Source organism: Bifidobacterium samirii, from assembly GCF_003952945.1.
Taxonomy (GTDB): Bacteria; Actinomycetota; Actinomycetes; order Actinomycetales; family Bifidobacteriaceae; genus Bifidobacterium; species Bifidobacterium samirii.
The window spans coordinates 1-25,092 of record NZ_QXGK01000008.1; the positions used below are offsets into that span (position 1 = coordinate 1).

General features: G+C 69.0%; 23 protein-coding genes. 22 read left to right on the forward strand and 1 reads right to left on the reverse strand.

Going from position 1 to position 25,092, the window contains the following annotated elements:
• Positions 1 to 169 precede the first annotated feature (169 nt).
• The 20 genes from D2E24_RS05010 (at position 170) to D2E24_RS05105 (ending at position 22,227) form a co-directional block, all read left to right on the forward strand.
• Complete coding sequence (locus D2E24_RS05010) at positions 170 to 1,009, forward strand: ParA family protein (protein ID WP_125968232.1); 840 nt, start codon at positions 170 to 172, stop codon at positions 1,007 to 1,009.
• Positions 1,010 to 1,121: 112 nt separating this feature from the next.
• Positions 1,122 to 1,898, forward strand: a complete 777-nt coding sequence (locus D2E24_RS05015; protein ID WP_420897478.1) for a segregation and condensation protein A — start codon at positions 1,122 to 1,124, stop codon at positions 1,896 to 1,898.
• Complete coding sequence (gene scpB, locus D2E24_RS05020; protein ID WP_125968233.1) at positions 1,895 to 2,464, forward strand: SMC-Scp complex subunit ScpB; 570 nt, start codon at positions 1,895 to 1,897, stop codon at positions 2,462 to 2,464. Before D2E24_RS05015 ends, scpB begins: the two co-directional genes overlap by 4 nt.
• Positions 2,465 to 2,619: 155 nt before the next feature.
• Positions 2,620 to 4,230: a polysaccharide biosynthesis tyrosine autokinase gene (locus tag D2E24_RS05025; RefSeq protein ID WP_125968234.1), complete on the forward strand. Its 1,611-nt coding sequence runs from the start codon at positions 2,620 to 2,622 to the stop codon at positions 4,228 to 4,230.
• A 21-nt stretch (positions 4,231 to 4,251) separates the two neighbouring features.
• Positions 4,252 to 5,457, forward strand: coding sequence for a hypothetical protein (locus D2E24_RS05030; protein WP_125968235.1), 1,206 nt, complete (start codon positions 4,252 to 4,254; stop codon positions 5,455 to 5,457).
• On the forward strand, positions 5,454 to 6,626 hold the full coding sequence (locus tag D2E24_RS05035; RefSeq protein WP_125968236.1) for a polysaccharide pyruvyl transferase family protein: 1,173 nt from the start codon (positions 5,454 to 5,456) through the stop codon (positions 6,624 to 6,626). Before D2E24_RS05030 ends, D2E24_RS05035 begins: the two co-directional genes overlap by 4 nt.
• 31 nt (positions 6,627 to 6,657) lie before the next feature.
• A complete protein-coding gene (locus D2E24_RS05040) occupies positions 6,658 to 7,680 on the forward strand; it encodes a glycosyltransferase (protein WP_164521016.1) in 1,023 nt (340 codons plus the stop codon).
• Entirely contained in the window at positions 7,677 to 8,726 is a 1,050-nt protein-coding gene (locus D2E24_RS05045) for a glycosyltransferase (protein WP_164521017.1), read from the forward strand. The genes D2E24_RS05040 and D2E24_RS05045 overlap by 4 nt, the downstream gene beginning before the upstream one ends.
• Positions 8,727 to 8,760: 34 nt before the next feature.
• On the forward strand, positions 8,761 to 10,284 hold the full coding sequence (locus D2E24_RS05050) for a lipopolysaccharide biosynthesis protein (protein ID WP_164521018.1): 1,524 nt from the start codon (positions 8,761 to 8,763) through the stop codon (positions 10,282 to 10,284).
• Between the two features lie 9 nt (positions 10,285 to 10,293).
• Positions 10,294 to 11,532 carry a glycosyltransferase gene (locus tag D2E24_RS05055; protein ID WP_125968240.1) on the forward strand — a complete coding sequence of 413 codons (1,239 nt, stop codon included), beginning with the start codon at positions 10,294 to 10,296 and terminating at the stop codon, positions 11,530 to 11,532.
• Positions 11,519 to 12,631 carry a glycosyltransferase family 4 protein gene (locus D2E24_RS05060; RefSeq protein WP_125968241.1) on the forward strand — a complete coding sequence of 371 codons (1,113 nt, stop codon included), beginning with the start codon at positions 11,519 to 11,521 and terminating at the stop codon, positions 12,629 to 12,631. Before D2E24_RS05055 ends, D2E24_RS05060 begins: the two co-directional genes overlap by 14 nt.
• Complete coding sequence (locus tag D2E24_RS05065) at positions 12,628 to 13,659, forward strand: glycosyltransferase family 2 protein (protein WP_164521019.1); 1,032 nt, start codon at positions 12,628 to 12,630, stop codon at positions 13,657 to 13,659. Before D2E24_RS05060 ends, D2E24_RS05065 begins: the two co-directional genes overlap by 4 nt.
• A 109-nt stretch (positions 13,660 to 13,768) precedes the next feature.
• Positions 13,769 to 14,626 carry an NUDIX hydrolase gene (locus tag D2E24_RS05070; RefSeq protein ID WP_125968243.1) on the forward strand — a complete coding sequence of 286 codons (858 nt, stop codon included), beginning with the start codon at positions 13,769 to 13,771 and terminating at the stop codon, positions 14,624 to 14,626.
• Positions 14,627 to 14,940: 314 nt separating this feature from the next.
• On the forward strand, positions 14,941 to 16,266 hold the full coding sequence (locus D2E24_RS05075) for an MFS transporter (RefSeq protein WP_125968244.1): 1,326 nt from the start codon (positions 14,941 to 14,943) through the stop codon (positions 16,264 to 16,266).
• A 237-nt stretch (positions 16,267 to 16,503) separates the two neighbouring features.
• Complete coding sequence (locus D2E24_RS05080) at positions 16,504 to 17,004, forward strand: nucleotidyltransferase domain-containing protein (protein ID WP_241222868.1); 501 nt, start codon at positions 16,504 to 16,506, stop codon at positions 17,002 to 17,004.
• On the forward strand, positions 17,004 to 17,366 hold the full coding sequence (locus D2E24_RS05085; protein ID WP_241222869.1) for a HepT-like ribonuclease domain-containing protein: 363 nt from the start codon (positions 17,004 to 17,006) through the stop codon (positions 17,364 to 17,366). The genes D2E24_RS05080 and D2E24_RS05085 overlap by 1 nt, the downstream gene beginning before the upstream one ends.
• Before the next feature lie 272 nt (positions 17,367 to 17,638).
• Positions 17,639 to 19,567 (forward strand): translational GTPase TypA, encoded by a 1,929-nt coding sequence (gene typA / locus D2E24_RS05090; protein WP_125968246.1) that lies wholly within the window; start codon positions 17,639 to 17,641, stop codon positions 19,565 to 19,567.
• A gap of 106 nt (positions 19,568 to 19,673) precedes the next feature.
• A complete protein-coding gene (locus tag D2E24_RS05095; protein WP_125968247.1) occupies positions 19,674 to 20,114 on the forward strand; it encodes an alcohol dehydrogenase in 441 nt (146 codons plus the stop codon).
• On the forward strand, positions 20,114 to 21,217 hold the full coding sequence (locus D2E24_RS05100) for a prephenate dehydratase (protein WP_125968248.1): 1,104 nt from the start codon (positions 20,114 to 20,116) through the stop codon (positions 21,215 to 21,217). Before D2E24_RS05095 ends, D2E24_RS05100 begins: the two co-directional genes overlap by 1 nt.
• A gap of 8 nt (positions 21,218 to 21,225) precedes the next feature.
• Positions 21,226 to 22,227: a prephenate dehydrogenase gene (locus D2E24_RS05105; protein WP_125968321.1), complete on the forward strand. Its 1,002-nt coding sequence runs from the start codon at positions 21,226 to 21,228 to the stop codon at positions 22,225 to 22,227.
• Positions 22,228 to 22,378: 151 nt separating this feature from the next.
• Here the strand turns inward: D2E24_RS05105 and D2E24_RS05110 are convergent, their stop codons facing one another.
• A complete protein-coding gene (locus D2E24_RS05110; RefSeq protein WP_125968249.1) occupies positions 22,379 to 22,630 on the reverse strand; it encodes a DUF6725 family protein in 252 nt (83 codons plus the stop codon).
• A 215-nt stretch (positions 22,631 to 22,845) separates the two neighbouring features.
• On the opposite strand from D2E24_RS05110, the gene D2E24_RS05115 reads away from it, so the two are divergent.
• Together D2E24_RS05115 and D2E24_RS05120 are read left to right on the forward strand one after the other, a co-directional pair.
• Positions 22,846 to 23,853 carry a tyrosine recombinase XerC gene (locus tag D2E24_RS05115; protein WP_125968250.1) on the forward strand — a complete coding sequence of 336 codons (1,008 nt, stop codon included), beginning with the start codon at positions 22,846 to 22,848 and terminating at the stop codon, positions 23,851 to 23,853.
• Positions 23,854 to 24,105: 252 nt separating this feature from the next.
• Positions 24,106 to 25,089: an ABC transporter permease gene (locus D2E24_RS05120; RefSeq protein ID WP_125968251.1), complete on the forward strand. Its 984-nt coding sequence runs from the start codon at positions 24,106 to 24,108 to the stop codon at positions 25,087 to 25,089.
• Positions 25,090 to 25,092 lie beyond the last annotated feature (3 nt).

The window sequence follows — 25,092 nt, forward strand, 5'->3', positions numbered from 1 at the left end:
CTGCCGCTTCGTCGCCATGCTGATCCTGTCTTCCATAAGACAAGCCAAACAGGACCGATACCGTTCGCGCTCATTCCCGATGAGGCACCACCACACCCTACGCGCTCAAAAAACGTGAGGCACGTCGGCACCGCGCCGCCGACCGACTGATGTTACTATGGGAGGCACTATGCCTACGGATCTGCTTGGACGAGAATACGAGACCTTCCCCGCACCCGGGCCGCTGCAGCAGCACGGACCGGCGCGCGTCATCGCCATGTGCAACCAGAAGGGCGGCGTGGGCAAGACCACCAGTTCCATCAACCTCGCCGGCGCGCTCAGCCAGTACGGCCGGCGCGTCCTCATCGTCGACCTCGACCCGCAGGGCGCGGCCACGGTGGGCCTGGGCATCAACGCGAACGTGGTCGACAACACGATATACACGGCCCTGTTCACCCCGCGCATGGACGTGCACGAGGTGATCCGCCACACCGAATTCGAGAACCTCGACATCATCCCGGCCAACATCGACCTGTCGGCTGCCGAGGTGCAGCTCGTGACCGAAGTGGGCCGCGAGCAGATCCTCGCCGGCGTGCTGCGCCAGATCCGCTACGAGTACGACGTGATCATCATCGACTGCCAGCCGTCGCTGGGCCTGCTCACCGTCAACGCGCTGACGGCCGCCGACGGCGTCATCATCCCCGTCGCCGCTGAGTTCTTCGCGCTGCGCGGTGTCGCGCTGCTCATGCAGTCGATCGAGAAGGTGCAGTCGCGCATCAACCCCGGACTCGAGGTGTACGGCGTGCTCGTGACGATGTACACGCGCACCCTGCACTGCGAGGAGGTGCTGCAGCGCATCTACGAGGCGTTCCGCGAGAAGGTGTTCCACACCGTCATCTCCCGTTCCATCAAGCTGCCCGACGCCACGGTCGCCGCCGCGCCGATCACCATCTACGCGCCCGGCCACAAGACCAGCAAGGAATACCGGGAGGTCGCCCGTGAGCTCGTCGCCCGCGGCGTCGTCGCCTGACGGGACCGGCACGGCCGTCCCGCCGGCGTTCCCGGCATCGCCGGCATCGCCGTCGTCGGCCGATGCGCCGCCGCACGACGACGGCCGCACCGGCTTCCACGTCACGCTCGACGTGTACTCCGGCCCGTTCGACGTGCTGCTGTCGATGATCGCCGACCGCCGCCTCGACCTGACCGAGGTGTCGCTGTCCGCGATCACCGAGGAGTTCCTCGCCTACGTGCGCGGCCTCGACCTGACCGGCGACATGGAGGAGGCCAGCGCGTTCCTCGACGTGGCCGCCGTGCTCGTCGAATCGAAGAGCGCCGCGCTGCTGCCCGGCACCGACGACGGCGCGCGCGACGAGCAGAGTCTCGAATCGCTGCGCGAACGCGACCTGCTGTTCGCCCGACTGCTGCAGTACCGCGCGTTCAAGGAGGCGGCGCGCCAGCTGCGCGCGCGCTTCGACGACAACGCCGGCAGCTTCCCCCATCCGGCCAGCGTGGACGTGCCCGCCGCCGCGCTGCTGCCCGACCTCGTCTGGACGATCGGCGTCGACGACCTGGCCGCACTGGCCGCACGCGCGTTCGCCGCGTCGCCCGCGCAGGCCGCGGCCGAACACCGGCTGCACGTGCCGCCGGTCGACGTGCGCGGACAGCTCGCATGGGTGTGCGCGCGGCTGGAGGAGCTGGGGGAGGGCGAATCCCTCACCTTCGCGCAGCTGGTCGGCGGCGAAGGCGACGACATGCTCGTGGCCCGCTTCCTCGCCGTGCTCACGCTCTTCCAGCGCGGCGCCATCCAGTTCCGGCAGGACGGCCCGTACGCGCCGCTGCACCTGCGCCGCGCGCCGGGCGCCGACCTGCGCGCCGTCGTGGCCGATTCCGCCGCCGACACCGAAAGGGACCTCGCATGACGAACGAACACCGCCCCGGAACCGCACACGAGTATCCCGGGGGCGTGCGCGCATGCCTCGAAGCGGTCCTCATGGCCGCCGACGCGCCCCAGCAGGCCGCCGATCTGGCTCAGGTGCTCGGCTGCGACGCCGTCGAGGTCGAAGCGGCGCTCGAAGCGCTGCGCGACGGCTACGACGCGCAGGGACGCGGATTCGAACTGCGGCGCACCGCCCTGGGATGGCGGTTCGCCAGCCGCGTCGACTACGAGCCGATCGTCGCCGCGTTCGTCGCCGACGGCCAGACGGTGCGCCTGTCGCAGGCGGCGATGGAGGCGCTGGCGATCATCGCTTACCAGCAGCCGGTCACGCGCGCCCAGGTCGCGGCGATCCGCGGCGTCAACTCGGACGGCGTGATCCGCTCCCTGTCGGTGCACGGACTGATCCGCCAGGACGGCGTCGACCCCGAGTCGCATGCCGCGCTGCTCGTCACGTCGGCGATGTTCCTGGAACGCATGGGACTGGACTCGCTCGACCAGCTGCCCTCGCTCGCCCCGCTCCTGCCCGGCTCCGTCGACGACGTGGCGTAGTCGCGCCCGGCCGGTCCTCACCGTCACGAGGAGCGATCGGACGCGTCCATACGCGCGGCGATCCGCCGCCCGACGAACGAACGGCGCGTGTTGAAGGACCGGATACGGGAAAGAGCGCCTATCATTTAGTACAGCGTGGTGCTTGGATACGACGCATGGCCGGAGCGCGACCGGGCCGATCCGGGGCGTTCCACCGTCCGCAGCAGGGCGAGGAGCTGACCGCGGACGTGCACGCGTTCTCCGACGAACGGCCCGACGCGGCCGCATCGCATCCGAAGACCCGAGAAGCCGGTCGCATGGCCGCGACAGGGCATCCCACCAAACGGAAGGGAGACGGAATGTCTTTCCATGAGATCATCGCCGTGATACGCAAACGGTGGGTGGCCGAACTCGTCGTGTTCGCGGTGGTGCTGGCCGCGGTCGCCGGGTACATCGCGACCCGGCAACCCTCGTACTCCTCGTCGTCGCGCGTGTTCATCAGCTTCAGCGCCGACGGCGCCTCCGGCGACACGGACGCCGACGGCACCCCGGCCACCTACGAGCCGAGCGACTACGTCGAACAGCATCTCGACCTCATCCCCGAACTCGTGACCACCCCCGCCGTGCTCGGCGGCGTCGCCGACCGGCTGGGCGTCAGCGAGGCGTCGCTGGACGGGAAGCTGTCCGCCTACGTGTCCTCCGGCTACTTCGTCGTCGTCACCGCCCACGCCGACAGTCCCGCCGGCGCCGCCGACCTCGCCGACGCGGCCGTCGCGAGCCTGGGCGAGCAGCTGGCGTCCGCCGGCGAGAACGGGTCGAGCATCTACGTGCCCGACCATCTGCGCCTGACCGTGGTGGACGAGGCCAAGGAGCCGTCCGGAGCCGAATCGCCCAACGTGAAGGCGCTGACCTGCGTGGGCCTGCTCGGCGCGTTCGCCGCCGCGTTCTTCGCCGCGCTCGCGCTGGAACTGTCCGACATGAAGATCCGCGACGCCGACGAGATCCAGCAGCTCCTGCACTGCTCGGTGCTCGGATCGCTGCCCAAGTCGTCGAAGTACTCGTCCCAGTGCCCCGTCATCGTCCGCCGGCCCGATTCGATGGAGGCCGAATCGGTGCGGCGCGTCGCCTCGAACCTCACGTTCATGACCCCCGACCGCGAAAGCCTGTCGAACGTGTTCGTGATCTCCTCCTACGGGTCGGGCGAAGGCAAGACGACGATGTCGATCGAACTGGCGGCGGCGTTCGCCGAACACGGCGACCGGGTGCTGTTCATCGGCGCGGACCTGCGCCACCCGTCGGTCGCCAGGCGGCTGGGACTGGACGAGCATGTGGGTCTGAGCCATCTGCTGACCGGACAGGCGGGCGCGGCCGAGGCGGTGAAGGTGTACTGGCGTCCCACGCTGCATGTCCTGCCGGCGGGACGGCGCGTCGCCAACCCGGGCATCATCGTCAACTCCAACGCGATGAAGGCCCTCATCGAGAAGGCGTCCGGCGAATACGACCGGGTCGTCATCGACGCCGAACCGCTGGCGGTCGGCAACGACGCGGTCATGTTCGCCAAGCGCGGCGCGCGGCTGATCATCATGGCCGGCCAGGACCAGGTGACGAAGCCGCATCTGCGCGACCTGTCCCGGGAGTTCGCCGCGGTCGGCGTCACCCCGGTCGGCGTCGTGCGCAACTTCATGGACATCGGCCATCCCGAACGCAAGTACTACGGCAGGTACTACATCGGAACCGATGACATGCCGGACGGCGACGCCGGCGACGACAGGGCAAAGGACGACTGAACGGGAAGGACGGCGGATATCATGGCCGGGATTCGGACGTCGCGGACGGGTCCGCGGACGACGCCGCGCCGCGCCGCCCAAGACGGCGGACCGGCGGGTCGGCATGCGGCGAAGGGGCTGCCGCTCGGCTCGCGCGACCGCGACATGCGCGACCTGACGCTGGCGGCTGCGCTGCCGGTCATGTTCGTCGCCAAGCTGCTCGTCGCGTTCTTCCTGCCCGACAAGTACTTCTACGACAACCGGCGCATCCTGTCCATGGCGCTCGACCTGCCGACCGCCGTCGCATGGGAGGGGTCCTACCGGGTCGCCTCCGACCTGTTCGCCTCGATCAACGTGTTCGGACTGGACACGATGCTCCAATGGTCGATCTGCATGGGCGTGCTGTTCACGTTCGTGCTGATATGGATGATCACGCGCGCGTACGCGCCCGACTGGATGCAGCTCGTGTTCGTGCTGGCCACCGTGGGACTGCTCAACATCTACGTGTTCACGATCGGTAAGGACCTCATCCAGTTCGCGTTCTTCTTCGCCGCGTATCTGGTCATCACGATGCCGGCGGGCCGCGGGCCGGTCAAGATCCTGCTCGTCGCGGCGATCCTGTACGTGGAGAGCACGTTCTTCCGCGCCTACTACATCCTCATCGCGGCGCTGGTCGTCGCCGTGTACGTCGTCCTGACATGCTTCCGCCGCCTCTACGGAAGGCTGGGACTGGGCACGGTCGCGATGATCGTGACGATCCTGTTCGCCGGCATATGGCTGATGCTCGCCCTCTCGAGCTCGCTCATGCCCGACGAATACGAGACGGTCATGGCCCTGCGTGACGACTACGACCAGGTCATGGACGGCAACGCCGACTCCAGCACCTACATCCGCAGCCTCATACCGGGGGAGGGACTGCCGGTGTTCATGGCCAACTACGTGGTCAACGCGATGCGCATGATGGTCCCGGTCGAACTGGCCCTGCGGGGCCCCTACTACCTGCCGTTCTTCGTGTTCCAGACCATGGTGAGCGTCTACCTGGTCAACCTGCTGCGCCGCATCAACCGCATCGACGATCCGGTGCTGTTCCTCGCCCTGTGCGTCTTCGTCGGCTACGTGCTCGCCTCGTTCATCTTCGAACCGGACTTCGGATCGTGGACCCGCCATGAGGCCGCGACGTTCCCCATCCTGCACCTGCTCGTGCTCAACCGGCACCAGCGTCTGCCCGCGACGAGGGGCGGCCGATGAGCCGCATCGCCCTGATCACCTACCACCGCGCGCACAACAGCGGGTCGTTCCTGCAGGCATACGCCATGCAGCGCGTCATCGGACGGCTCGGCCACCGATGCGACGTCATCGACTTCTCCACGCCGCGCCAGCAGTACCTGTACGCCCTGTACAAGCCGGTCCATGCGCCCAAGGACCTCGTCAAGAACGTCTACACGTGGTGCAACCGAGCCACGTTCCGGCCCCGTCACGACGAGTTCGAACGGCTCATCGCAGCCGAACTCCGCCTGACCCGGGACCGTTATGAGGACCCGTCAGCGCTGGCAGGCCTCGACGCCGACTACGACGCGTTCGTCTCCGGCGGCGACCAGATATGGAACATGGACGCCTGGGACTACAGCGACGCCTACTTTCTGGACTTCGTCCATGGCAGGCCGAAGATCGCCTATGCCGCCAGCATGGGCGGACACATCTCCGACAAACAAGCCGATCCGGCGCTCGCGGAGCGCTACCGTACGCTGACGGCCGGATACCGGGCCATCGGCGTGCGCGAGGACGATGCGCGCGAGTATCTGGCGCCGCTCGCCGACGTGCCGGTGGAACGGGTGCTCGATCCGACGATGCTGCTGGACGTCGCCGACTACGAGCGGCTGCGCGCGCCCCGCATCCCGGACGGACCGTACCTGTTCTACTATGCGATTGACTCGATCGGCGCCGCCCCGGCGCAGGCGCTCGCCGTACGCCGGTATGCGAGGCGTGTCGGCCTGCCCGTGTACGCGATGGTCACCGGCAACCGGTCGCTGTGGCTGAAACGCCTCGGGTTCCGTCTCGTGCCCCGATCCGGCCCGCGTGAATTCCTGAGCCTCATCTCCCGCGCCGAACGCGTGGTCACCTCATCGTTCCACGGCACCGTATTCTCTATCATGTACGGGCGGCCGTTCCGCGTGCCGTGCCCGCTCCGCGCCGACGGCTCGCCCGACGTGGACGGGCGCATGGGCACGCTGCTCGACGTGTGCGGTCTGGAGGGCCGTCTAATGCCGGTGCGCTCCGACGGACGTCATGCCGAAGCATGGGACGCCGACATGCCCGACATGTCGATCGACTATGCGCCGGCGTATGAGAGACTCGAACTGGAACGAGCGCGTTCGCTGCGGTTCCTGCGGGACGCGCTGGACGGCGGCATGGGATGATCGGACGAAGGGACGGGGAAGGAGACATGCGATGCGGATGAACCGTGAGACCACGCAGGTGTCCGTGATCGTCGCGGCGCGCAACGTGGAACGCTATCTCGACGCGTGCATCGGCTCGATCCTCGCACAGACCCACCGTCGGCTCGACGTGATCGTCGTCGACGACGGCTCGACCGACGCCTCCGGCGCGATCGCGGACCGCCACGCGTCGCGCGATCGGCGCGTGCGCGTCCTCCATCAGAAGCGCGGCGGCCTCGTCGCCTCCCGCAACAACGGACTGGACCACGCCGTCGGAGAATTCGTGACGTTCGTGGACGGCGACGACATGCTCGAACCCGACTTCGTCGACTATCTGCTCGACGTGCAGGAACGCACCGGCGCCGACATCGCGCTGTCCACGCACTGCTTCACCACGTCGAACCGGCGGCAGGTCGCCTCGGACCGCATCGAACGCTGGGACGGCGAGCACGCCGTCAGCGAATTCCTGTATCCGCGGCTGCCGCTGGGCGCATGGAACAAGCTGTACCGCCGCGACTTCCTGCTGCGGCACGGCCTGCGCTTCACCCCCGGCCTGACCACCGGCGAGGGACTCGAGTTCATCACCCACGCGGCCAGCCTCACCGACCGCATCGGCGTCGGCCGGCGCAAGGTCTACACCTACCGGATGGACAACCCCGACAGCGCCACCACCAGGACCGACGTGGAACGACAGGGCATCGGGGCGCTGCGTACGATGGCCTACATCGAACGGCACCTCACCGTCGGGTCGCCGCGCGTCCATGACGCGATGCGCTGGCACCGCTGGACCTGCTACAACTACTGCCTGCGCCAGATCATGGAAGCGGACGACGGCGCGGACTACCGGGCACTGCGCCTCGACTGCATCCGGCACCTGCGCCGAGGCGCCCCACGCGTCGCCATGCTCGACCTGCCATGGAAGCATCGTCTGGTGGTGCTCGTCAGCATCGTGAACCCCTGCTGGGGTGTGCGCCTGATGCTCGCACGCCGACGCCGCCACATGACGTCCGGGCCGGTCGGGAGGACCACGGCATGAACGCCGGAAGCACCCCGGTCACGGTGATCGTGCCGGTCCACCAGTCGGCGGGCACGCTGGACGCCTGCCTGACGAGCGTCACCGCGCAGACCCACCGCGATCTGCGGATCGTCGTCATCGACGACGGATCGACGGACGGCGGCGGCGCACTCTGCGACCGGTGGGCGGAACGAGACCCGCGCATCCTGCCCATCCACCGCCCCCACGGCGGCGTCTCGGCCGCCCGCAACACCGGACTGGACGCCGCCGACGGCGACTACATCGCATTCGTGGACGCCGACGACACGATCGCCCCCACGATGATCGAGACCCTGCTCGACGCCGCCATCGCCGGCGACTGCCGGATGACGATGTGCGGCATCCGCAACATCCGCCGCGCCGCCGACGGCCCGCACACGGCCGGCACGCACACGATGCGCATGCCGGCCACCGCCGGCAACGCCGAACTCGTCGCCCGCCTGCCCGAACTGATCCGCACCTGCCACTACGCGCCCGTATGGAACACCCTCTACGAGCGCGCCTTCCTCGAACGATGCCACGCGCGCTTCGACGAGACGATCATCCTCGGCGAGGACAAGCTGTTCAACACGCGCCTGTACGCCGCCGCGGACCACGTCGCCTGCCTCGACGAACCCCTGTACGACTACACCTGCGACACGACGGACGCGGCGCTCGCCGCACGCACCGGCGAACGCTGGTACCGCGACGGCAGACGCGTGCGCGACGCGATCATGCCGTATCTGGCCGCATGGGGCGACGATCTGGCGGCATGGGGCGACTCCACTTGGATCCACCAGATCGGCATGGCGCTCGAACGTGCCTACGCAGAGCGCGGCGACGACGCGAAACACGCCCGCGCCGCACTGATACGCGACATCGCCGCCGACGCCGACGCGGCCGCAGCCGCCCGGCACATCGGCGACGCCCGACCCTCCATACGGGCCACAGCCATGCTCGTCGCCGCCGGACGGGCCCGCCCGCTGGCCTGCTACGGTCGGTCCCGGGCCGCGGCCAGACGGCTCCTCCACCTGCTGAGGAGGCGCTGACATGCGCGGCGGGCTCAGACGCATCGTCATCGGCATGACGGCCACCATCATCGCGTTCCTCGTGCAGATCGGCGTCAACTTCATCCTCACCCCCTACATCCTCGCCACGCTCGGCGCCGAAGCCTACGGATTCGTGCCGCTCGTCAACACGCTCGTCGGCTACTCGTCGCTCCTGACCGGCGTCCTCAACGCGATGGCCGGCCGGTTCATCGGACTGGCGTACGGCCAAGGCGACCACGAACGCGCCAACGTCTACTTCAGCTCCGTGATGATCGCCGACGCGGCGCTCGCCGTCATACTCGCGGTGCCGTACGCGCTGGCGGCGGCCTTCCCGCAGGCGGTGATGGACGTGCCTCCCGCGCTCGTGGACGACGTGCGCTGGACGTTCATGCTGTCGGCCGCCGGCATGGAGATCTCGCTGCTGACGTCCGTGTACGGCGTCGTGTACTACGTGAGCGACCGGCTCGACCGCAGCGCGGTGCGCGGCATCGAGGGCAACCTGCTGCGCGCCGGCGTGCTGGTGGCGCTGTTCGCCACGATGCGCCCGCACATCTGCTTCGTGGCCGGATCGGCGCTGGCGATGAACGTGTACCAGTGTCTGGCGAACGTGTACTACACGCGCCGGCTCACGCCCGAGCTGCGGGTGCGGCGCTCGTCGTTCCGCTGGCAAGCGGTGCGCGAGCTGACGGCGTCCGGCCTGTGGAACTCGGTGAACACGTTGAGCTACGCGCTGCTCGTCTCCCTCGACCTGTATCTGGCGAACCGGTTCCTGGGGGCGGCGATGGCCGGCCGGTATTCGGTGGCCAGAACGATGCCGCAGTTCGTCACGAACGTGGCGCAGACGCTCGTCGGCGTGCTCGGGCCGAGCATCCTGCACTGCTACGCGCAGGGGAGGATGGGCGACATGGCCCGCTCCCTGCACCGTTCGATACGGCTCATGGGACTGGCCGTCTCGCTGCCGGCCGGCTATCTGATCGTGTTCGGCCAGGAGTTCTTCCGGCTGTGGGCGCCCACGGAGGACCCGCTCCCGCTGCAGGCGATGAGCGTGGTTCCGCTGGTGGCGATGGTCGTCTCGGGATGCACGATGCCGGTGAGCAACGTGTACATCGCGATGGACCGGGTGCGGGTGCCGTCGCTGATCTTCCTCGCCTGCGGCGTCGCGAACGTCGCGGTCGTGCTGCCGCTGCTCGCATGGACCGATCTGGGCATCTGGGCGATCATCGGCGTGGCCGCCGCGATGGACATCGCCAAGAACCTGATCCTCAGCCCGATGTACGCCGCGCGCTGCGCCGGCATGCCGCGACGGCGGATGCTCGCGGCCGAATGCCGGGGCCTGGCCGGCCTGCCCATCATGATCGCCGTGTGCTGCGCATGCCGGACGCTCGTCGCCGTGGACTCGTGGCCTGCGTTCGTGGCCGCGGCGGGCGCATGCGCGCTGGTCGCCGGGTCCGTCGGCCTGATCGTGGCGACGGACCGGCGGGAGCGCGCCGCGTTCGCCGGCAAGGCGGTCCGATGGGCGAGGGTGCGCATCGTGGGCGGCGGGAACGACGGGAGGTGACGGCATCCGATGGACGGGACGGCATACGACGGGCCGCGCCGGCGGGAATCCGACGGCGAGACGGGACGGCTGCGCATCGCGGTCTGCGCGTATCTATGGAACTGGGGCGGCTCCGACATCGCCAGCATCCGCATCGCACGGCTGCTGCAGGCGCAGGGGCATGACGTGACGCTGCTGGTGCCGGACAGCGGTTCGCTGGTCGAGGCGATGATCCCCGAAGGACTCGAGACGTTCCGCTTCGGCGCGGACAACCGGTTCGCCAGACTGTGCGGCGCATTCCGCCTGACGGCCGCGGACCGGACGCCGCTGCTGCGCGTCGCCCGCAAGATCCTGCACCTGTGCAGCGGCCGGAGACGGTACCTGCCGTACGACTACGCCGTCCGGCATCTGACCGGCCTGCCGGAACGGGAGTTCGACGTCGTGCTGGACACGGAGGGCTACGGCCACGTCAACACGGCCCTGTGCGCGCGGCTGGCATGCGCGCGGCGTGCCACCTGGGTGCACTCCGTGGAACTCGACTGGATGAAGGGCGCCTATCCGTACCTGCGCGACTTCGACCGCATCTACTGCGTGTCCGAAACGGTCAGACGGGGGTTCGACGCACGGTATCCCGAACTCTCCGACCGGACGCAGGTGCTCTACAATCCGGTGGACGAAGCCGAGATCCGCGACCTCGCGCTCAGGCCGCCCACGCTCTACGATCCGGCGGGCGACGGCCTGCTGCGCATCATCACCGTGTCCCGACTGTCGTGGGAGAAGAACCTGGGTGCCGTCATCGACATCGCGACGCGTCTGCGTGCGCGGGGACTGCGGTTCCGCTGGGACATCCTGGGCGACGGCGAGGAGCGCGAGACGCTGCGGCGGCGCATCGCACAGGAAGGGCTGGACGACGTGTGCATGCTGCGCGGCACGACGCCCAACCCCTTCCCCTACGTGAGGGCCGCCGACCTGTACGTGCAGACCTCCATCCGTGAGGGGTACGGGCTGGGCGTGCAGGAGGCGCGGATCCTGGGCGTGCCCTGCGTGGTGTCCGACATCGCCGCGTTCCGCGAGCAGATCCGCGACGGCGAGACCGGATACCTGTGCGCAGACGTGGACGCCTTCGTCGAACGGATGGCGGAACTGGCCGCGCATCCGGAGCGCCGTCGGGCCATGAGCGAGCGGCTCGGACGGGAGCCGGCCGTGGACGACGCGTCGCAGCGGCGGCTGCTGTCCTTCGTGAACGGGGAGGAACATGATGAACGGTAGAAGGAAGGTCTGCTTCGTCATCGAGGCGATGGGATCCTTCGGAGGGGAGGAGCGCGTCACCTCGATGATCGCGAACGCGCTGTGCGACGTCTACGACGTGACCATCCTCAGCCTCTGGCATATCGGCGAGCCGCGTTTCCCCATCGACGGCAGGGTGCGGGTCGAGTATCTGATGGTCCGCGGCGAAGGCCGCATCATGCGCATGTGGCCGCGCTATCTGACGATGCGGCTGCGGCGCCGCTTCGCCGCGCGACGCTACGACGTGTGCGTCAACGTGGACCCGCTGCTCACGCTGGACGTCACGCCGGCGCTGCGCGGACTGGGCGCTCGGATCATCGAATGGGAGCATTTCAACTACCATCGCACGCTGGACATGCCCGAACGGATACGTGCGCTGGAGACGGCCGCGACGCACTCGGCGGCGATCGTGACGCTCACCCGACGCGATCTGGAACTGCACCGCGACGAAGGCCGCATCCCCGAACGGCTGCTGCGCCACATCCCCAATCCGACGCCCTATGAAGGGGACGTCCCGTCGCCGCGCGGGAGCGGACTGGCCATCGCGGTCGGACGGCTCGTCCTGCAGAAGGACTTCGACCGGCTGCTGCGCATCTGGGCCACGATCGAGGCCGTCGACGACGCCTGGGAGCTCGCCATCGTCGGATCGGGACCCCAGCGGGATCATCTGACGCGACTGGCGGACGAACTGGGACTGTCGCGGGTGCGGTTCGTCCCGGCCACGGACGACGTCGAAGCCTGGTACGACCGGGCCTCCCTGCTGCTGATGACCTCACGGTACGAGGGATTCCCGATGGTGCTGCTCGAGGCCCAATCCAAAGGACTGCCCGTCGTCGCCTTCGACTGCGACACCGGCCCCGCCGAGATCATCGACGATGGCGCCAACGGATACCTCATCCCGCAGGACGACGACGCGCTGTTCGCCGAACGCACGCTGACGCTCATGCGCTCACGTGACCTGCAGGACCGCTTCGCCACGGCCGCCCTGGAACGCAGCCGCGACCACCGCATGGCGCCGATCCGCAGCCGATGGATCGACCTGATCGAATCCGTCGCATCCGATCCGGCGGAACCGCGATGAGGATGAGAGAGGCGCAACGTGATGCGGATGCGGTCGCGGACGAGAGGCCGGTCAGCGTCATCATCCCCGTATGCGACGTGGAACGGTTCCTGCCGGCATGCCTCGACGCCGTCCTCGCGCAGACCTACCGCAACCTCGAGATCATCGTCGTCGACGACGGATCCGCCGACCGCAGCGGCGCCATCTGCGACCGGTACGCCGCACACGATCCCCGCATCGGCGTCATCCACCAGCGCAACCGCGGGCTGAGCGCCGCACGCAACACGGGACTCGACCTGGCGCACGGCGACTACGTGTGCTTCATCGACGCCGACGACGTTCCGGACGCGGACTACGTCGCCACGCTGATCCACGGGATGGAACGCCACGGATGCGACATGGCCGCCATCCGATACCGGCGCATCGACGAACAGGGCGAGGAGTTCGCCTTCGACACCCCGCACAACCGGTACGCGCACGTCGAGGTGCTGGACGGCCGTGACGCCGTCCGGCAGATACTTGCCGTCACCATGGAATCATTCGCCTGGGCGTACGCGTACCGGCGTGAGCTGTTCGAGACCGAGCCGCGCATCCGCTTCCCCGAAGGGCGCATCATGGAGGACGTCGCCACCACCTACCGGCTGGCCGGCCGGGCGGGACGGCTCGTCAAACTGCCGGACGTCGTCCACTCCTACCGGATGCGGAGGGGGTCGATCATGGACACGCAGTGGCGGCGGGCGGTCCTGCCCACGGCATTGAACGCCATCGAGATACTGCGCTTCCTCGCGGCGGGCGGGCTGGGCGAGGCGGATGCGCGCGGACTGGGCGCGACATACCACGGGATGCTCGTGTCCGCCTACTATGCGGCGCTGCGTGCCGGAAGCGACCGGGCCACGCTGTCGCGGATCCGCGGATTCATACGCGAGGCCGACGCTCTGGTGGACCGTTCGACGGTCGGATTCGGCACCCTCTGCCGGCAGACGCTCATACGGCTGCATCTGGCACCGGTCGCCTCGCGCATCGAACAGCGCATCCGCTGGGGGCAATGAGCGGGCGTCGCGCCGGTCGCGACCGGGATGCATCCGGACGCATCCGGACGAGACGTGACGGTACGCTCGTGCGCGGAACGGACCGGTTCGGCGGAAGGAAGGAACGGCCATGGGATACGGCAACGTGAGCGAACGACGCAGCCAGCCGCCGCAGGTGGGCGTGTCGGTCGTGATCCTCGCCCTGCGCGAGCCGACGGACGGCGGGCACGGGGACCATGACGGCCCGAGCCTGTGGATGCCGCTCGTGAGACGCGTCCGGCAGCCGCATCTGGGCGACTGGGCGCTGCCCGGCGGCGGCTTGCGCGCCGACCGTTCGCTGCGACGCTCGGCATACGAGGCGCTCGCCTCGACCACGGGCCTGCCGGTGCGATGCCTGGAGCAGGCGCACGCGTTCGGCGACCTCGCTCGCTCCCGCGGCGGTCTGCCGATGGTGTCGATCGTGTACTGGGCGTTCGTGGACGCCGGGGGGACGCACGACTTCGCGGAACGGGACAACGTCGCCTGGTTCCCCGTCGACCGGCTTCCCGATCTGGCGTTCGACCACCGGGGCATCGTCGACTACGTGCTGGCCCAGGTGCGCGGCCGCATCGTCCATCCTGAGATGGTGACCCGGCTGGTCGGCCCCGAGTTCACGCTGCGTCAGCTGCACGCGGTCGCCCAGGCGGTGGCGGGGCGGGATGTGGATCTGGCGAACTTCCGCCGTCGGATGCTCGCCAGCGGCATGCTGGAGGAGACGGGGGAGAAGGTGCGCGAGGGACGTCAGCGGCCCGCCGCGGTCTACCGCTACGTGCCGTGCGCGGACGGGGACGTGGGGGACGCCTCCGGTGCGGCCGGGGATGTGCCCCGCGGTCTCGGGGCAGCTGCCGATGCCGCCGGCGCGGTCGATTCCGGCGTGTGGGCGGACGGGGCGCCCGGCCGCCGCGTGAGGACGGGGTCGGCGCTGTCCGCATTGACGACGGCGGAGTGACGTCCGCCGTGCGGCGACGCCCCGTCGTGCATGCGGACGGTGTGCAGGACTCCTCGGCGGCATCCTCTCTGTCCGGTGCATCCCCGTGCGTGGGCGATGGTCTGACGTAGTCCATTATGCGGACGCCTGATTGCCGTTGTTCCGACTGGTTCTGCGTCGGGTGTGCCGCGCCGGGCGACTATTTATGGTCGTAATGACTATAAATAGTGCTATCGTGGGCGAGGCCGCCGCGAGGGCATCGGAAGGGACATGCCGCGGCGCACCCCGGCCCGCCGCGCGACGGGCCGATCGCATGAAGAAAGAAGACCACACGCATGGAACAGCTCACGCGCAACGAGCGGCTCGACCGGCTCCCGTTCAACAAGGCGCACCGGCGCCTCCTCGTCGCCTCCGGCATCGGCTGGGCGTTCGACGCGATGGACGTCGGACTCGTCTCCTTCGTCGTCGCCGCCATCGCCGCCGACCCGCACTTCAACCTCGACCCCACCCACAAGAGCTGGGTCCTGTCCATCGGATTCGTCGGCATGGCCGTCGGCGCGGCGCTCGGCGGCTGGATCGCCGACCGCGTCGGCCGCAAGACCGTGTTCACCGCCACGCTCGTCATCTTCGGCATCGCCAACGGCGTGATGGCCTGCTCCTGGTCGCTCGGCATGCTGCTGGGCGCACGCCTCGTCATCGGCCTCGGCCTCGGTGCGGAACTGCCCGTCGCCTCCACGCTCGTCTCCGAATTCTCGCCCGCCCGTCAGCGCGGCCGTATGACCGTGCTCCTCGAATCGTTCTGGGCCGTCGGCTGGATCGTCGCCGCGATGATCGGCTACTTCGTGATCCCCAACACCGGCGACTGGGGTTGGCGCTGGGCGCTGGCCATCGGCGCGCTGCCGCTTCTGTACGCGATCGTCACCCGTGCGCACGTGCCCGAATCGGTGCGCTTCCTCGAATCGCAGGGCCGTGAGGAGGAGGCCGAGCGGGCCGTGCGCTGGTTCGAGGCCGCCGGCGGCGTCGAACCCGTCGACAGCCCCACGGGTGCCCCGCTGCCGCGCATCGGCGCGCACGAGCTGTTCGGCGGCCGCTATCTGGCGCGCACCATCGCGATCTGGGCCACCTGGTTCTTCGTCAACTTCTCCTACTACGGCGCGTTCACCTGGATGCCGTCGCTGCTGGCCGACCAGTTCGGCTCCCTGACCAAGTCGTTCGGCTACACGCTCGCCATCTCGATCGCCCAGCTGCCCGGCTACTTCCTGGCCGCATGGCTCGTCGAGATCTGGGGCCGCCGCCGCACCCTGAGCGTGTTCCTCGCCGTGTCGGCCGTGGCCGCGTTCGCGTTCTCCCAGGCCGGATCCGTGGCCATGGTGCTCGTCTTCGGCATGCTGCTGAGCGCCTCCAACCTCGGCGCGTGGGGCGTGCTGTACGCGGTGACCCCCGAGATCTACCCGACCCGTCTGCGCGCCGCGGCGGCCGGCGCGGCCGCGGCCGTCGGACGCATCGCCGCGATCGTCGCCCCGCTGCTCGTCCCGTGGTTCCTGACCCTGTCGGGCGGGAACAAGACGGTCGCGTTCGTGGTGTTCGCCGCCGCGTTCGTCCTCGCCTGCATCGCGGCCCTGTGCCTGCCCGAGCGCAAGGGCCAGGTCCTGGAGGACTGACCCCCGGGGGGCGGGTATGGGGAGCTCCGGTTTCCCGTAACCTTACGTGCGACACGCCCGGACTGGTCATACGGAACGACGGTTGCGTCCCGGAACCACGGTGTTTCGGACCATAACCCCAGTTGTGTGCGACCAGTCCGGGCGTGTCGTCGTTGCGCGGGCGGGCGAGTGGCGACTTCCGCGACGTGGCCCGTCCGACGCCGGACGGACCATAGCATATACGCTATACTTGCAGCCATGAGAAGCATCGGGGAGCTGCGCGAGGAGCGCATGCGGCTGAATCTCAGCCAGAGCAGCGTCGCACGGGCGATGCACACCACGCAGTCGGCATTGTCGCGTGCCGAACGCGACGGCAATCCCACCCAATCGTTCCTGAGCCGCTACGAGGATGCGCTGAAGGCATTGGGGCCGGGGGAGAGCGTCCTCGAGGTCGCCATGCTGCGGCTCCTGGTGGGGGATGTGGTGAAACGGCATCATGTAGCCGAACTGTACGTGTATGGTTCGGTGGCGCGCGGCGAGGCGCATGCGGATTCGGACGTCGATCTGCTGTACCGGCTGGAGCACGGTTCCGCATATACGATGGCCGACGTGGCGTATCTGCGCGAGGACCTCGAATCCGCGTTGGGGCGCACGGTGTCGCTGACGTCCTACGATTCGCTGATCCGCGACGCGCGGCGCAGTCGCGCCGGCCGTCGCTTCCTCGACCACATCACCCCCGACCTGGTGCGGGTGGCCTGATGGGGCGGCATGACGACCAGCGCTTCCGCGACGAGACGACGCTCATCCGTCTGGCCGAGCATCTCGACAATGCGATCGCGGACGCCGCCGGCGTCGAATCCGCGGACGCGCTGTTCGCGGACCGGCTGCGGTTCAACTCGGTGGCGATGGAGATGACCCAGGCGCAGGAGTGCGCCCGGCGGCTGTCGGACGACTTTCGCGCCATGATGCCGGACCTGCCGTGGAGTGAGCTGCGCGCCCTGCGCAACGTCATCGTGCATGAATACGACGCCATCGACTCGGACGTGCTGTACGCGACGGTCACGATGGACGCTCCGAGACTGGCGTCCGCGCTCAGACCGATGGTGGAATCCATCGGATAGGGGAGAGCCAAGGGGGTGACACGCCCGGACTGGTCATACAGGACGACGGTTGCGTCCCGAAACCACGGTGTTTCGGGACATAACCCCGGTTGTGTGCGACCAGTCCGGGCGTGTCGCCGTTGCGCGGGAGTCCGTATGCTCCGGCTTCCGGCGTGTCTCAGGGAGCCTCTACGATTATGCCGGTTTGCGTGCGCGCGTAAGGGAACCGGCGAGGGAAGACAGACGCCGGACGGCCACGCAGGCGTCGATACAGTCAACTAAGAGAGGTTTTCATGGCGGTACGCGGTGATATCCGTAATGTGGCGATCGTGGCTCACGTCGACCACGGCAAGACCACGCTGGTCAATGCTATGCTCCAGCAGTCGCACGTCTTCAACGAGCGCGAGGAAGTGCCGGACCGCGTCATGGACTCCAACGACCTGGAGCGAGAGAAGGGCATCACCATCCTCGCCAAGAACACGGCCGTCGAATACACCGGCCCGCTGGCCGCCAAGTACGGCCATCCGGAGGGCATCACCCTCAACATCATCGACACCCCCGGCCACGCCGACTTCGGCGGCGAGGTCGAGCGCGGCATCTCGATGGTGGACGGCGTCGTCCTGCTCGTCGACTCGTCCGAAGGCCCGCTGCCGCAGACCCGCTTCGTGCTGCGCAAGGCCCTCGAGGCCAAGCTGCCGGTCATCCTGTGCGTCAACAAGGTCGACCGTCCCGACGCCCGCATCGACGAGGTCGTCTCCGAGGCCACCGACCTGCTGCTCGGCCTGGCCCAGGACGTCGTCGAGGAGGGCATCGACCTCGACCTCGACCACCTGCTCGACCTGCCGGTCGTCTACTGCGCCGCCAAGGCCGGCTACGCCTCGGTGAACCAGCCCGCCAACGGCGCCCTGCCGGACAACGAGGACCTCGAGCCGCTGTTCGAGGACATCATCAAGTACATCCCCGCCCCCGAGTACGAGGACGACGCGCCGCTGCAGGCCCACGTCGCCAACATCGACTCCTCCGACTTCCTCGGCCGACTCGGCCTCGTGCGCATCTACAACGGCACGCTGGAGAAGGGCAAGACCTACGGCCTGTCCCGCGTCGACGGCTCCATCGTCAACTTCCGCGTCTCCGAGCTGCTGCGCACCCAGGGCCTGGAGCGCACCCCGGTCGAATCCGCCGGCCCCGGCGACATCGTCGCGGTCGCGGGCGTCAACGACATCATGATCGGCGAGACCATCGTCGACCCGAACGCCCCGAAGCCGCTGCCGCTCATCCACGTCGACGAGCCGGCCATCTCCATGACCTTCGGCACCAACGACTCCCCGCTGGCCGGCACCGAGGGCAAGGACCACAAGCTCACCGCCCGCATGATCAAGGACCGCCTCGAGCGCGAGCTCGTCGGCAACGTGTCCATCCGCGTGCTGCCGACCGAGCGTCCGGACGCCTGGGAGGTCCAGGGCCGCGGCGAGCTGGCGCTGGCCGTCCTCGCCGAGCAGATGCGCCGCGAAGGCTACGAGCTGACCGTCGGCCGCCCGCAGGTCGTCACCAAGACCATCGACGGCCAGATCCACGAGCCGATGGAGTCCACCACCATCGACGTGCCCGAGGAGTACATGGGCACCGTCACCCAGCTCATGGCCGACCGCAAGGGCCGCATGGAATCCATGTCGAACCACGGCTCCGGCTGGGTCCGCCTCCAGTTCACCGTGCCGAGCCGCGGCCTGATCGGCTTCCGCACCGCGCTGCTGTCCGCCACGCGCGGCACCGGCATCGCCTCCTCGCTCGCCGCCGGCTACGCGCCGTGGGCCGGCCAGATCGTCACCCGCCAGAACGGCTCCATGGTCTGCGACCGCAAGGGCGTGGCCACCCCGTACGCGATGCAGCGCCTCCAGGCGCGCGGCAACTTCTTCGTCGACCCGCAGTCGCCGGTCTACGAGGGCCAGGTCGTGGGCGTCAACAACAAGCCGGACGAGCTGGACGTGAACATCACGCTCGCCAAGCACATGACCAACATGCGCTCCTCCACCGCCGACGTGCTCGAGACGCTGACCCCGCCGATCAAGATGAGCCTCGAGGAGTCGCTCGACTTCGCCAACGAGGACGAGTGCGTCGAGGTCACCCCCGAGTCGATCCGCATCCGCAAGATCATCCTCAACCGCGAGGACTGGTACAAGTGGCGCGCCAAGCAGCGTCGTCAGAACAACCAGGCCGGCAAGTGATCTGATTTGACCTGACGCTCCGCCGACCGACGTCCATGTGACGCCGTCGGTGGAATCGTGAACGCAGGGGACCGCAACCGCGGTCCCCTTTCCTATACTGGGACGCATGACTGTGAAGGAACCCTCCGCCATGCCCGCCGCGCGCCCGTCCGGCGGCCTCGCGCGCGTGCTCGTCACCCTGCTGGCCGGTGCGGCCGTCGGCCTCGTCGGCACGTTCGCGCACCGCATGGGCGCGTCGATGAACATCCCGTACGGCCTGATCCTCGCGTTCGCGATCGTCGGCCTGTCGACGTGGAGCGCGCGCGCCCGCTGCGGCGCGTCCGGCGTCGCCTGGCATCTCATCGCCTGCTCGCTCGTCGCCTGGACGATCGCCGCACGCTCGTTCGGCAACGGCACGCTCACGCCGATCGGCTTCACCGGCGACCTGCCGTACTTCAGCCAGCACGCCGGCTACATCTGGCTGTACGGGCAGATCCTGTGGCAGATCGCGTTCCTGCTCATGCCCGCCCGCTGGTTTGGCGACGCCCCGACGGACGGAGGCCGCTGATGCGCACCCTGCACTATCTGGGACCCGAAGGCACGTTCACCCACCAGGCGGCGATGACGGCTGCCGACCTGCTGCGCCCGCTCGCCGGCGACGACGGCACGGTCGCCCTGCAGGCCGAACCGGGCGTGCCGGCCATCCTCGACGCGGTCCAGTCGGGCGGCGACTGGGGCGTGATCGCCTGGGAGAACAACATCGAGGGATACGTCGTGCCGAACCTCGACGCGCTGATCGACGCGCGCGACACCGCCGGATTCGCCCGTGTCGGCGTCGACGTGTCATTCGACGCGTTCGTCCGCCCCGCCGCCGACGACGCCGACGCCGCGGCGACGGCATCCGACGCTCCGACGGACGACGTCGTGCCGCCGGCCGTCGCCGAACGGCTGATCGCCCGCTGCGCGACCGTCACCGCCCACCCGCACGGCCTCGCCCAATGCCGGCGCTTCGCCGCTGCGCACGGGCTGACGGAGAAGCCCGCGTCGTCGAACGGCGCCGCATGCCGCGACCTGGAACCCGGTCAGGTGGCGCTCGGCCCGCGCATCTGCGGCGAACTGTACGGACTGACCCGCGTCGCGCGCGCCGTCGAGGACTATCCGGGCGCGCACACCGAATTCCTCGTCCTCGCCCCACGCGGCGAGGTCGCGGCGATGACCGCCGCCCTGTCCCACGCCGGAACGGGTGAATCGGGCGCGCCGGACACCCCGGCCGAACCGGCCGAATACGAGTCGATCGTCGCGTTCATCCTGCTCGACACCGGCCCCGGTGTGCTCGCGAACCTGCTCGACGTGCTGCGCGACGCCGGCCTGAACATGACGAGCTTCATCTCCCGCCCGGTCAAGGGCCACGACGGCACGTACAGCTTCATCGCCACGTTCGACGCGGCCCCCTGGCAGCCGCATTTCCGCGCCGCGCTGGAACAGGTCGTGCAAGGCGGCGACTGGGTCAAGACGCTCGCCGTCTACCCGCGCCGCGAACGACCCAACCCACCCGTCGACGCGTGGATGCTACCCGAAGGCGGCGTCCTCGCCGCCCGCGGCGACGGCGCCGACGATACCGACGCCGGCTGGGCCGAATCGGAGACGACCCGGAAGGAGCTGCTGTGGTAACGCACGACATGACCGTCGGCATCGTGGGCCTGGGCCTGATCGGCGGCTCGCTGGCGCGCCGGCTGGCGTCGCGCGGCGTGCGCACGATCGCATGGAACCACCGCGACCACCCGTACGCGCAGGCCGAACGCGACGGCATCCGCTGCGTCGCGTCGCTGCACGACCTCGCGCAGGCGCGCCCCGACGCGATCGTCCTGTGCAATCCGCTCGTCGCGATGCCGACCGTCCTCGCCCAGCTCGCCGACGCGATCGACCCGACCGCCACGACGCTGACCGACGTGGGCAGCGTCAAGGGCATGGTGCGCGACCAGGTCGACGCGGCCGGCCTGGGCGCCTGCTACGTGGGCGCGCATCCGATGGCCGGCAACGAACGCTCCGGCTGGAGCGCCGCCGACCCGTCGCTCTACGACGACGCCCTGTGGGCGCTGACCGTGCGCGACGACACCACCTACGAGCGCTTCCTCACCGTCGCCCGGCTGATCCTGGACGGCGCCGGCAACCGCATGATCGTCGTCGACGACGACACGCACGACCGCGCCGCCGCGCTCATCTCCCACATGCCGCACGCCGTGGCCACCGCGCTCATCAACGAACTGGCCGACGACCCGGACCGCAACATCGCCGCCGCGCTCGCCGCCGGCAGCTGGCGCGACATGACCCGCGTCGCCCTGACCGACCCCGACCGCACGCGCGCGATGATCGACGAGGACGCCGCCAACGTCGAGACGCTGCTGCGTTCGATGGCCGGCCGGCTCACCGCCGTCGCCGACGCGCTGCGCGACGGCGACGCGGACGCGATGACCCGCTTCTTCGCGCAGGGCCAGCCATTCCGCGACTACAAGGCACGACCGGCGGCGAATGACGCGGCCGTCGAAACGCGCGACCTGCGCATCGACCCGGCGGGGGAGTGGCAGGCCGCGCTATTGGAATCCGCACGCGCGGGCGAACACATCATCGGGCTCGCCGGCGACAGGACCGTCATGCGGGTGCAGACCCGGTCCGCACTGTGACGGACGGCCGGTAGCGGCCGCGAATCGACGGCCAGCCGGCTGGCGGATGGCTCGCGCGCAATGGCCCGCATCACATAGTGCTGCCGGCAGTGAAACCGGCACCATATACCAAGATGCCTCCCTCACGCATGAGGGAGGCATCTCGCTCTAGTCACGGACGGGTGAACGGACGTTCCGGAATCGGCTTGAGCGTGATGATCGTATCCGCGTCGATCGTCACGTTCTGCTCCGGGCGCGACCCGTTGGCGGCGGCATCGCGCGTCAGCTCGAGCCGATGCCCGTCCCACGAACGCACATGGCCGACGTAATCGCGGTATTTCATCCGCCGGTCGACCGGGTCGACGCCTTCGGACACGCGCACCACGACGCGCGCATGGGCTGGGATCTCATTGGGGATGGCCATGTCGGCTCCTTACGTCGGACTCCTCATATCGGCGACGACGCCGACGGGGCCGGTCCGGCCCGTCGTCCGCCGCCGCGTGCCTATCATCGTACCGCCGCAACGGCGGCGGACATGTGAACGACGCCGACCGGCGGGCACATGCGCGCGGAGACGCCGTATCATCGGAACGGCGGCGCACGGCCGCGCGGCCTACGGACGACGACGATAGGGGGACCATGCGATTCGACGCGGACATAGAGGACTTCCTGACCTACCTGCACGCCAACCGCGGACTGAGCGCCAACACCCGCAAGGCGTACCGCGCCGACCTGACCGCCTGCCTGCACCTGCTGGACCTGCGCGGCGTCAAGGACCTTCGCGAGATTACCACCGACGACCTGCGCTCGTGGATGGCCCGTGAGACGCGCACCCACGCACGCTCCAGCATGGCCCGCAAGATCGCCGCCGTACGTGGCTTCTTCGCCTGGGCGTACGACCACGACCGCATCCCCACCGACCCCGCCGCCATGATCGGCACCCCCAAGGTCGGCGTCACGCTGCCCACCGTCCTGACCGAAGCGCAGGTCGAGACGATGCTCGACGGCCCCGCCCCGCAGCCCGGGGGAGGGGAGAGGGAATCCTGGTCCGACTCCCCGGCCGCGGACGCCGAGCCCGACCGGCCGGCGCCCGCGCATGACGCCGCGACCTCCGACGATCCGGTCGCGGCCGCCGTCGCGCTGCGCGACGACGCGATGCTGGAGATGCTGTATGCGACCGGCGTGCGCGTGGCCGAACTCGTCGGCGCCGACGTGGCCGACGTCGACCTGTCGGCGCACACGATCCGCGTCACCGGCAAGGGCGACCGGCAGCGCGTCGTCCCGTTCGGCGAACCCGCCGCGCAGACGCTCGCCGTCTGGCTGCGCGACGGGCGGCCGGTCCTGCTGGAGCGCGCGGCGGACGGGCGGGGGAGGGGAGCGTTGTTCCTCGGCGTGCGCGGCGGGCGCATCGACCAGCGCATCGTGCGCGACGTGGTCCACCGGCGCTCGCGCGCGGCGGGCGTGCCGGAGATCGCGCCGCACGCGCTGCGCCATACGGCGGCGACGCATCTGCTCGACGGCGGCGCCGATCTGCGCGAGGTGCAGGAGATGCTCGGCCACGCATCGGTCGGCACGACGCAGCGCTACACGCATGTGTCGATGGAGCAGCTGCGCGCCCGCTACGAGCAGGCGTTCCCGCGCGCCTGATCGGCGTGCAAGCGGTCGGTGCACCGATTGCGGCCCATCGCGGACGCACGATAATCTTCCGTAATGTGAGACGTATGTGAACGAAATGTGGCGGTCTGTGGCGATATCTTGACTTCGGGGTAGTCTTTTTTCGTTTTACGTTTACAGACGGCTGCCACCGGTATGCCATCGGGGCGGACCGTCACGGTTCCGCCGTTCCCGATAGACGTCTGTGTACCGTCCGCAACAAGGAGGAAGGATGGCCCCGGCTCGATGCTGAAGTTCATAGCCAAACGCCTCGCCAATTACGTCGTCATGCTGTACGTGGCGATTTCATTCACCTATTTCTTGGCGTCCGCATTCATGACCCCGCGCTCCAACTACGAGTCGCGCACCCCCCGCCCGCCGCAGGCCTCCATCGAGCGAACCCTGGACCTCGCCAACGTCAACGACCACACCCCGGTGCTCGAGCGCTACTGGACGTGGCTGACCAACATCGTCACCAAGTGGGACTGGGGCCTGTCCCCGACGCTGGAGTCGGTCAACGGCGCGCTCGCCCCCCGCATCCTCGCCTCCGTCGAACTGGTGACCCTCTCCACGATCCTGTCGATCGTGCTGGGCGTGGCCCTGGGCATCTACACCGCGCAGCGCCAGTACAAGTGGCAGGACCGCTTCTTCGGCACCACCGCCACCTTCTTCCTGGTCATCCCGACCGCCGTGTTCGCGCTGCTCGTCGTGCTGCTGGCTATCTTCGTCAACGACTCCAGCGGCATGCGCATCTTCTACGTGACCGGCCTGTCGAGCTACAAGGGAGACAACATCGGACTGGCGTTCCTCGACTTCCTGCAGCACATCGTGCTTCCGACCGTCGTGCTGACGATCATCGGCATGGTCAGCTACCACCTGACCCAGCGCACCTACCTGCTCGACGAGATGCACGCCGACTACGTGCGCACCGCCCGCGCCAAGGGCCTGACCCGCAAGCAGGCGATCCGCAAGCACGCGCTGCGCGCCTCCCTGATCCCGACCGCCGTCAACGTCGCCTTCTCGATCGCCTCCGTGTTCACCGGCGCGGTCATCACCGAGTCGATCTTCGCGATCAACGGTCTGGGCAAGTACTTCATCACCGCCATCAACAACAACGACATCAACGCCTCGGTCGCCATCGCCGCATTCGGCGGCGTGTGCACCCTGGCGGGCGCGCTGCTGGCCGACATCGTCTCGGCGTGGCTCGATCCGCGCATCAAGATGAGCTGAGCG

Coding starts and splice junctions, on each gene's coding strand:
- D2E24_RS05050 (WP_164521018.1), top strand. CDS start 8,761: ATGACGGCCACCATCATCGCGTTCCTCGTGCAGATCGGCGTCAACTTC.
- D2E24_RS05045 (WP_164521017.1), top strand. CDS start 7,677: ATGAACGCCGGAAGCACCCCGGTCACGGTGATCGTGCCGGTCCACCAG.
- D2E24_RS05060 (WP_125968241.1), top strand. CDS start 11,519: ATGATGAACGGTAGAAGGAAGGTCTGCTTCGTCATCGAGGCGATGGGA.
- D2E24_RS05075 (WP_125968244.1), top strand. CDS start 14,941: ATGGAACAGCTCACGCGCAACGAGCGGCTCGACCGGCTCCCGTTCAAC.
- D2E24_RS05105 (WP_125968321.1), top strand. CDS start 21,226: ATGACCGTCGGCATCGTGGGCCTGGGCCTGATCGGCGGCTCGCTGGCG.
- D2E24_RS05080 (WP_241222868.1), top strand. CDS start 16,504: ATGAGAAGCATCGGGGAGCTGCGCGAGGAGCGCATGCGGCTGAATCTC.
- D2E24_RS05055 (WP_125968240.1), top strand. CDS start 10,294: ATGGACGGGACGGCATACGACGGGCCGCGCCGGCGGGAATCCGACGGC.
- D2E24_RS05065 (WP_164521019.1), top strand. CDS start 12,628: ATGAGGATGAGAGAGGCGCAACGTGATGCGGATGCGGTCGCGGACGAG.
- D2E24_RS05085 (WP_241222869.1), top strand. CDS start 17,004: ATGGGGCGGCATGACGACCAGCGCTTCCGCGACGAGACGACGCTCATC.
- D2E24_RS05120 (WP_125968251.1), top strand. CDS start 24,106: ATGCTGAAGTTCATAGCCAAACGCCTCGCCAATTACGTCGTCATGCTG.
- D2E24_RS05100 (WP_125968248.1), top strand. CDS start 20,114: ATGCGCACCCTGCACTATCTGGGACCCGAAGGCACGTTCACCCACCAG.
- D2E24_RS05010 (WP_125968232.1), top strand. CDS start 170: ATGCCTACGGATCTGCTTGGACGAGAATACGAGACCTTCCCCGCACCC.
- D2E24_RS05035 (WP_125968236.1), top strand. CDS start 5,454: ATGAGCCGCATCGCCCTGATCACCTACCACCGCGCGCACAACAGCGGG.
- D2E24_RS05040 (WP_164521016.1), top strand. CDS start 6,658: ATGCGGATGAACCGTGAGACCACGCAGGTGTCCGTGATCGTCGCGGCG.
- D2E24_RS05095 (WP_125968247.1), top strand. CDS start 19,674: ATGACTGTGAAGGAACCCTCCGCCATGCCCGCCGCGCGCCCGTCCGGC.
- scpB (WP_125968233.1), top strand. CDS start 1,895: ATGACGAACGAACACCGCCCCGGAACCGCACACGAGTATCCCGGGGGC.
- D2E24_RS05115 (WP_125968250.1), top strand. CDS start 22,846: ATGCGATTCGACGCGGACATAGAGGACTTCCTGACCTACCTGCACGCC.
- D2E24_RS05030 (WP_125968235.1), top strand. CDS start 4,252: ATGGCCGGGATTCGGACGTCGCGGACGGGTCCGCGGACGACGCCGCGC.
- D2E24_RS05110 (WP_125968249.1), bottom strand. CDS start 22,630: ATGGCCATCCCCAATGAGATCCCAGCCCATGCGCGCGTCGTGGTGCGC.
- D2E24_RS05070 (WP_125968243.1), top strand. CDS start 13,769: ATGGGATACGGCAACGTGAGCGAACGACGCAGCCAGCCGCCGCAGGTG.
- D2E24_RS05025 (WP_125968234.1), top strand. CDS start 2,620: ATGGCCGGAGCGCGACCGGGCCGATCCGGGGCGTTCCACCGTCCGCAG.
- typA (WP_125968246.1), top strand. CDS start 17,639: ATGGCGGTACGCGGTGATATCCGTAATGTGGCGATCGTGGCTCACGTC.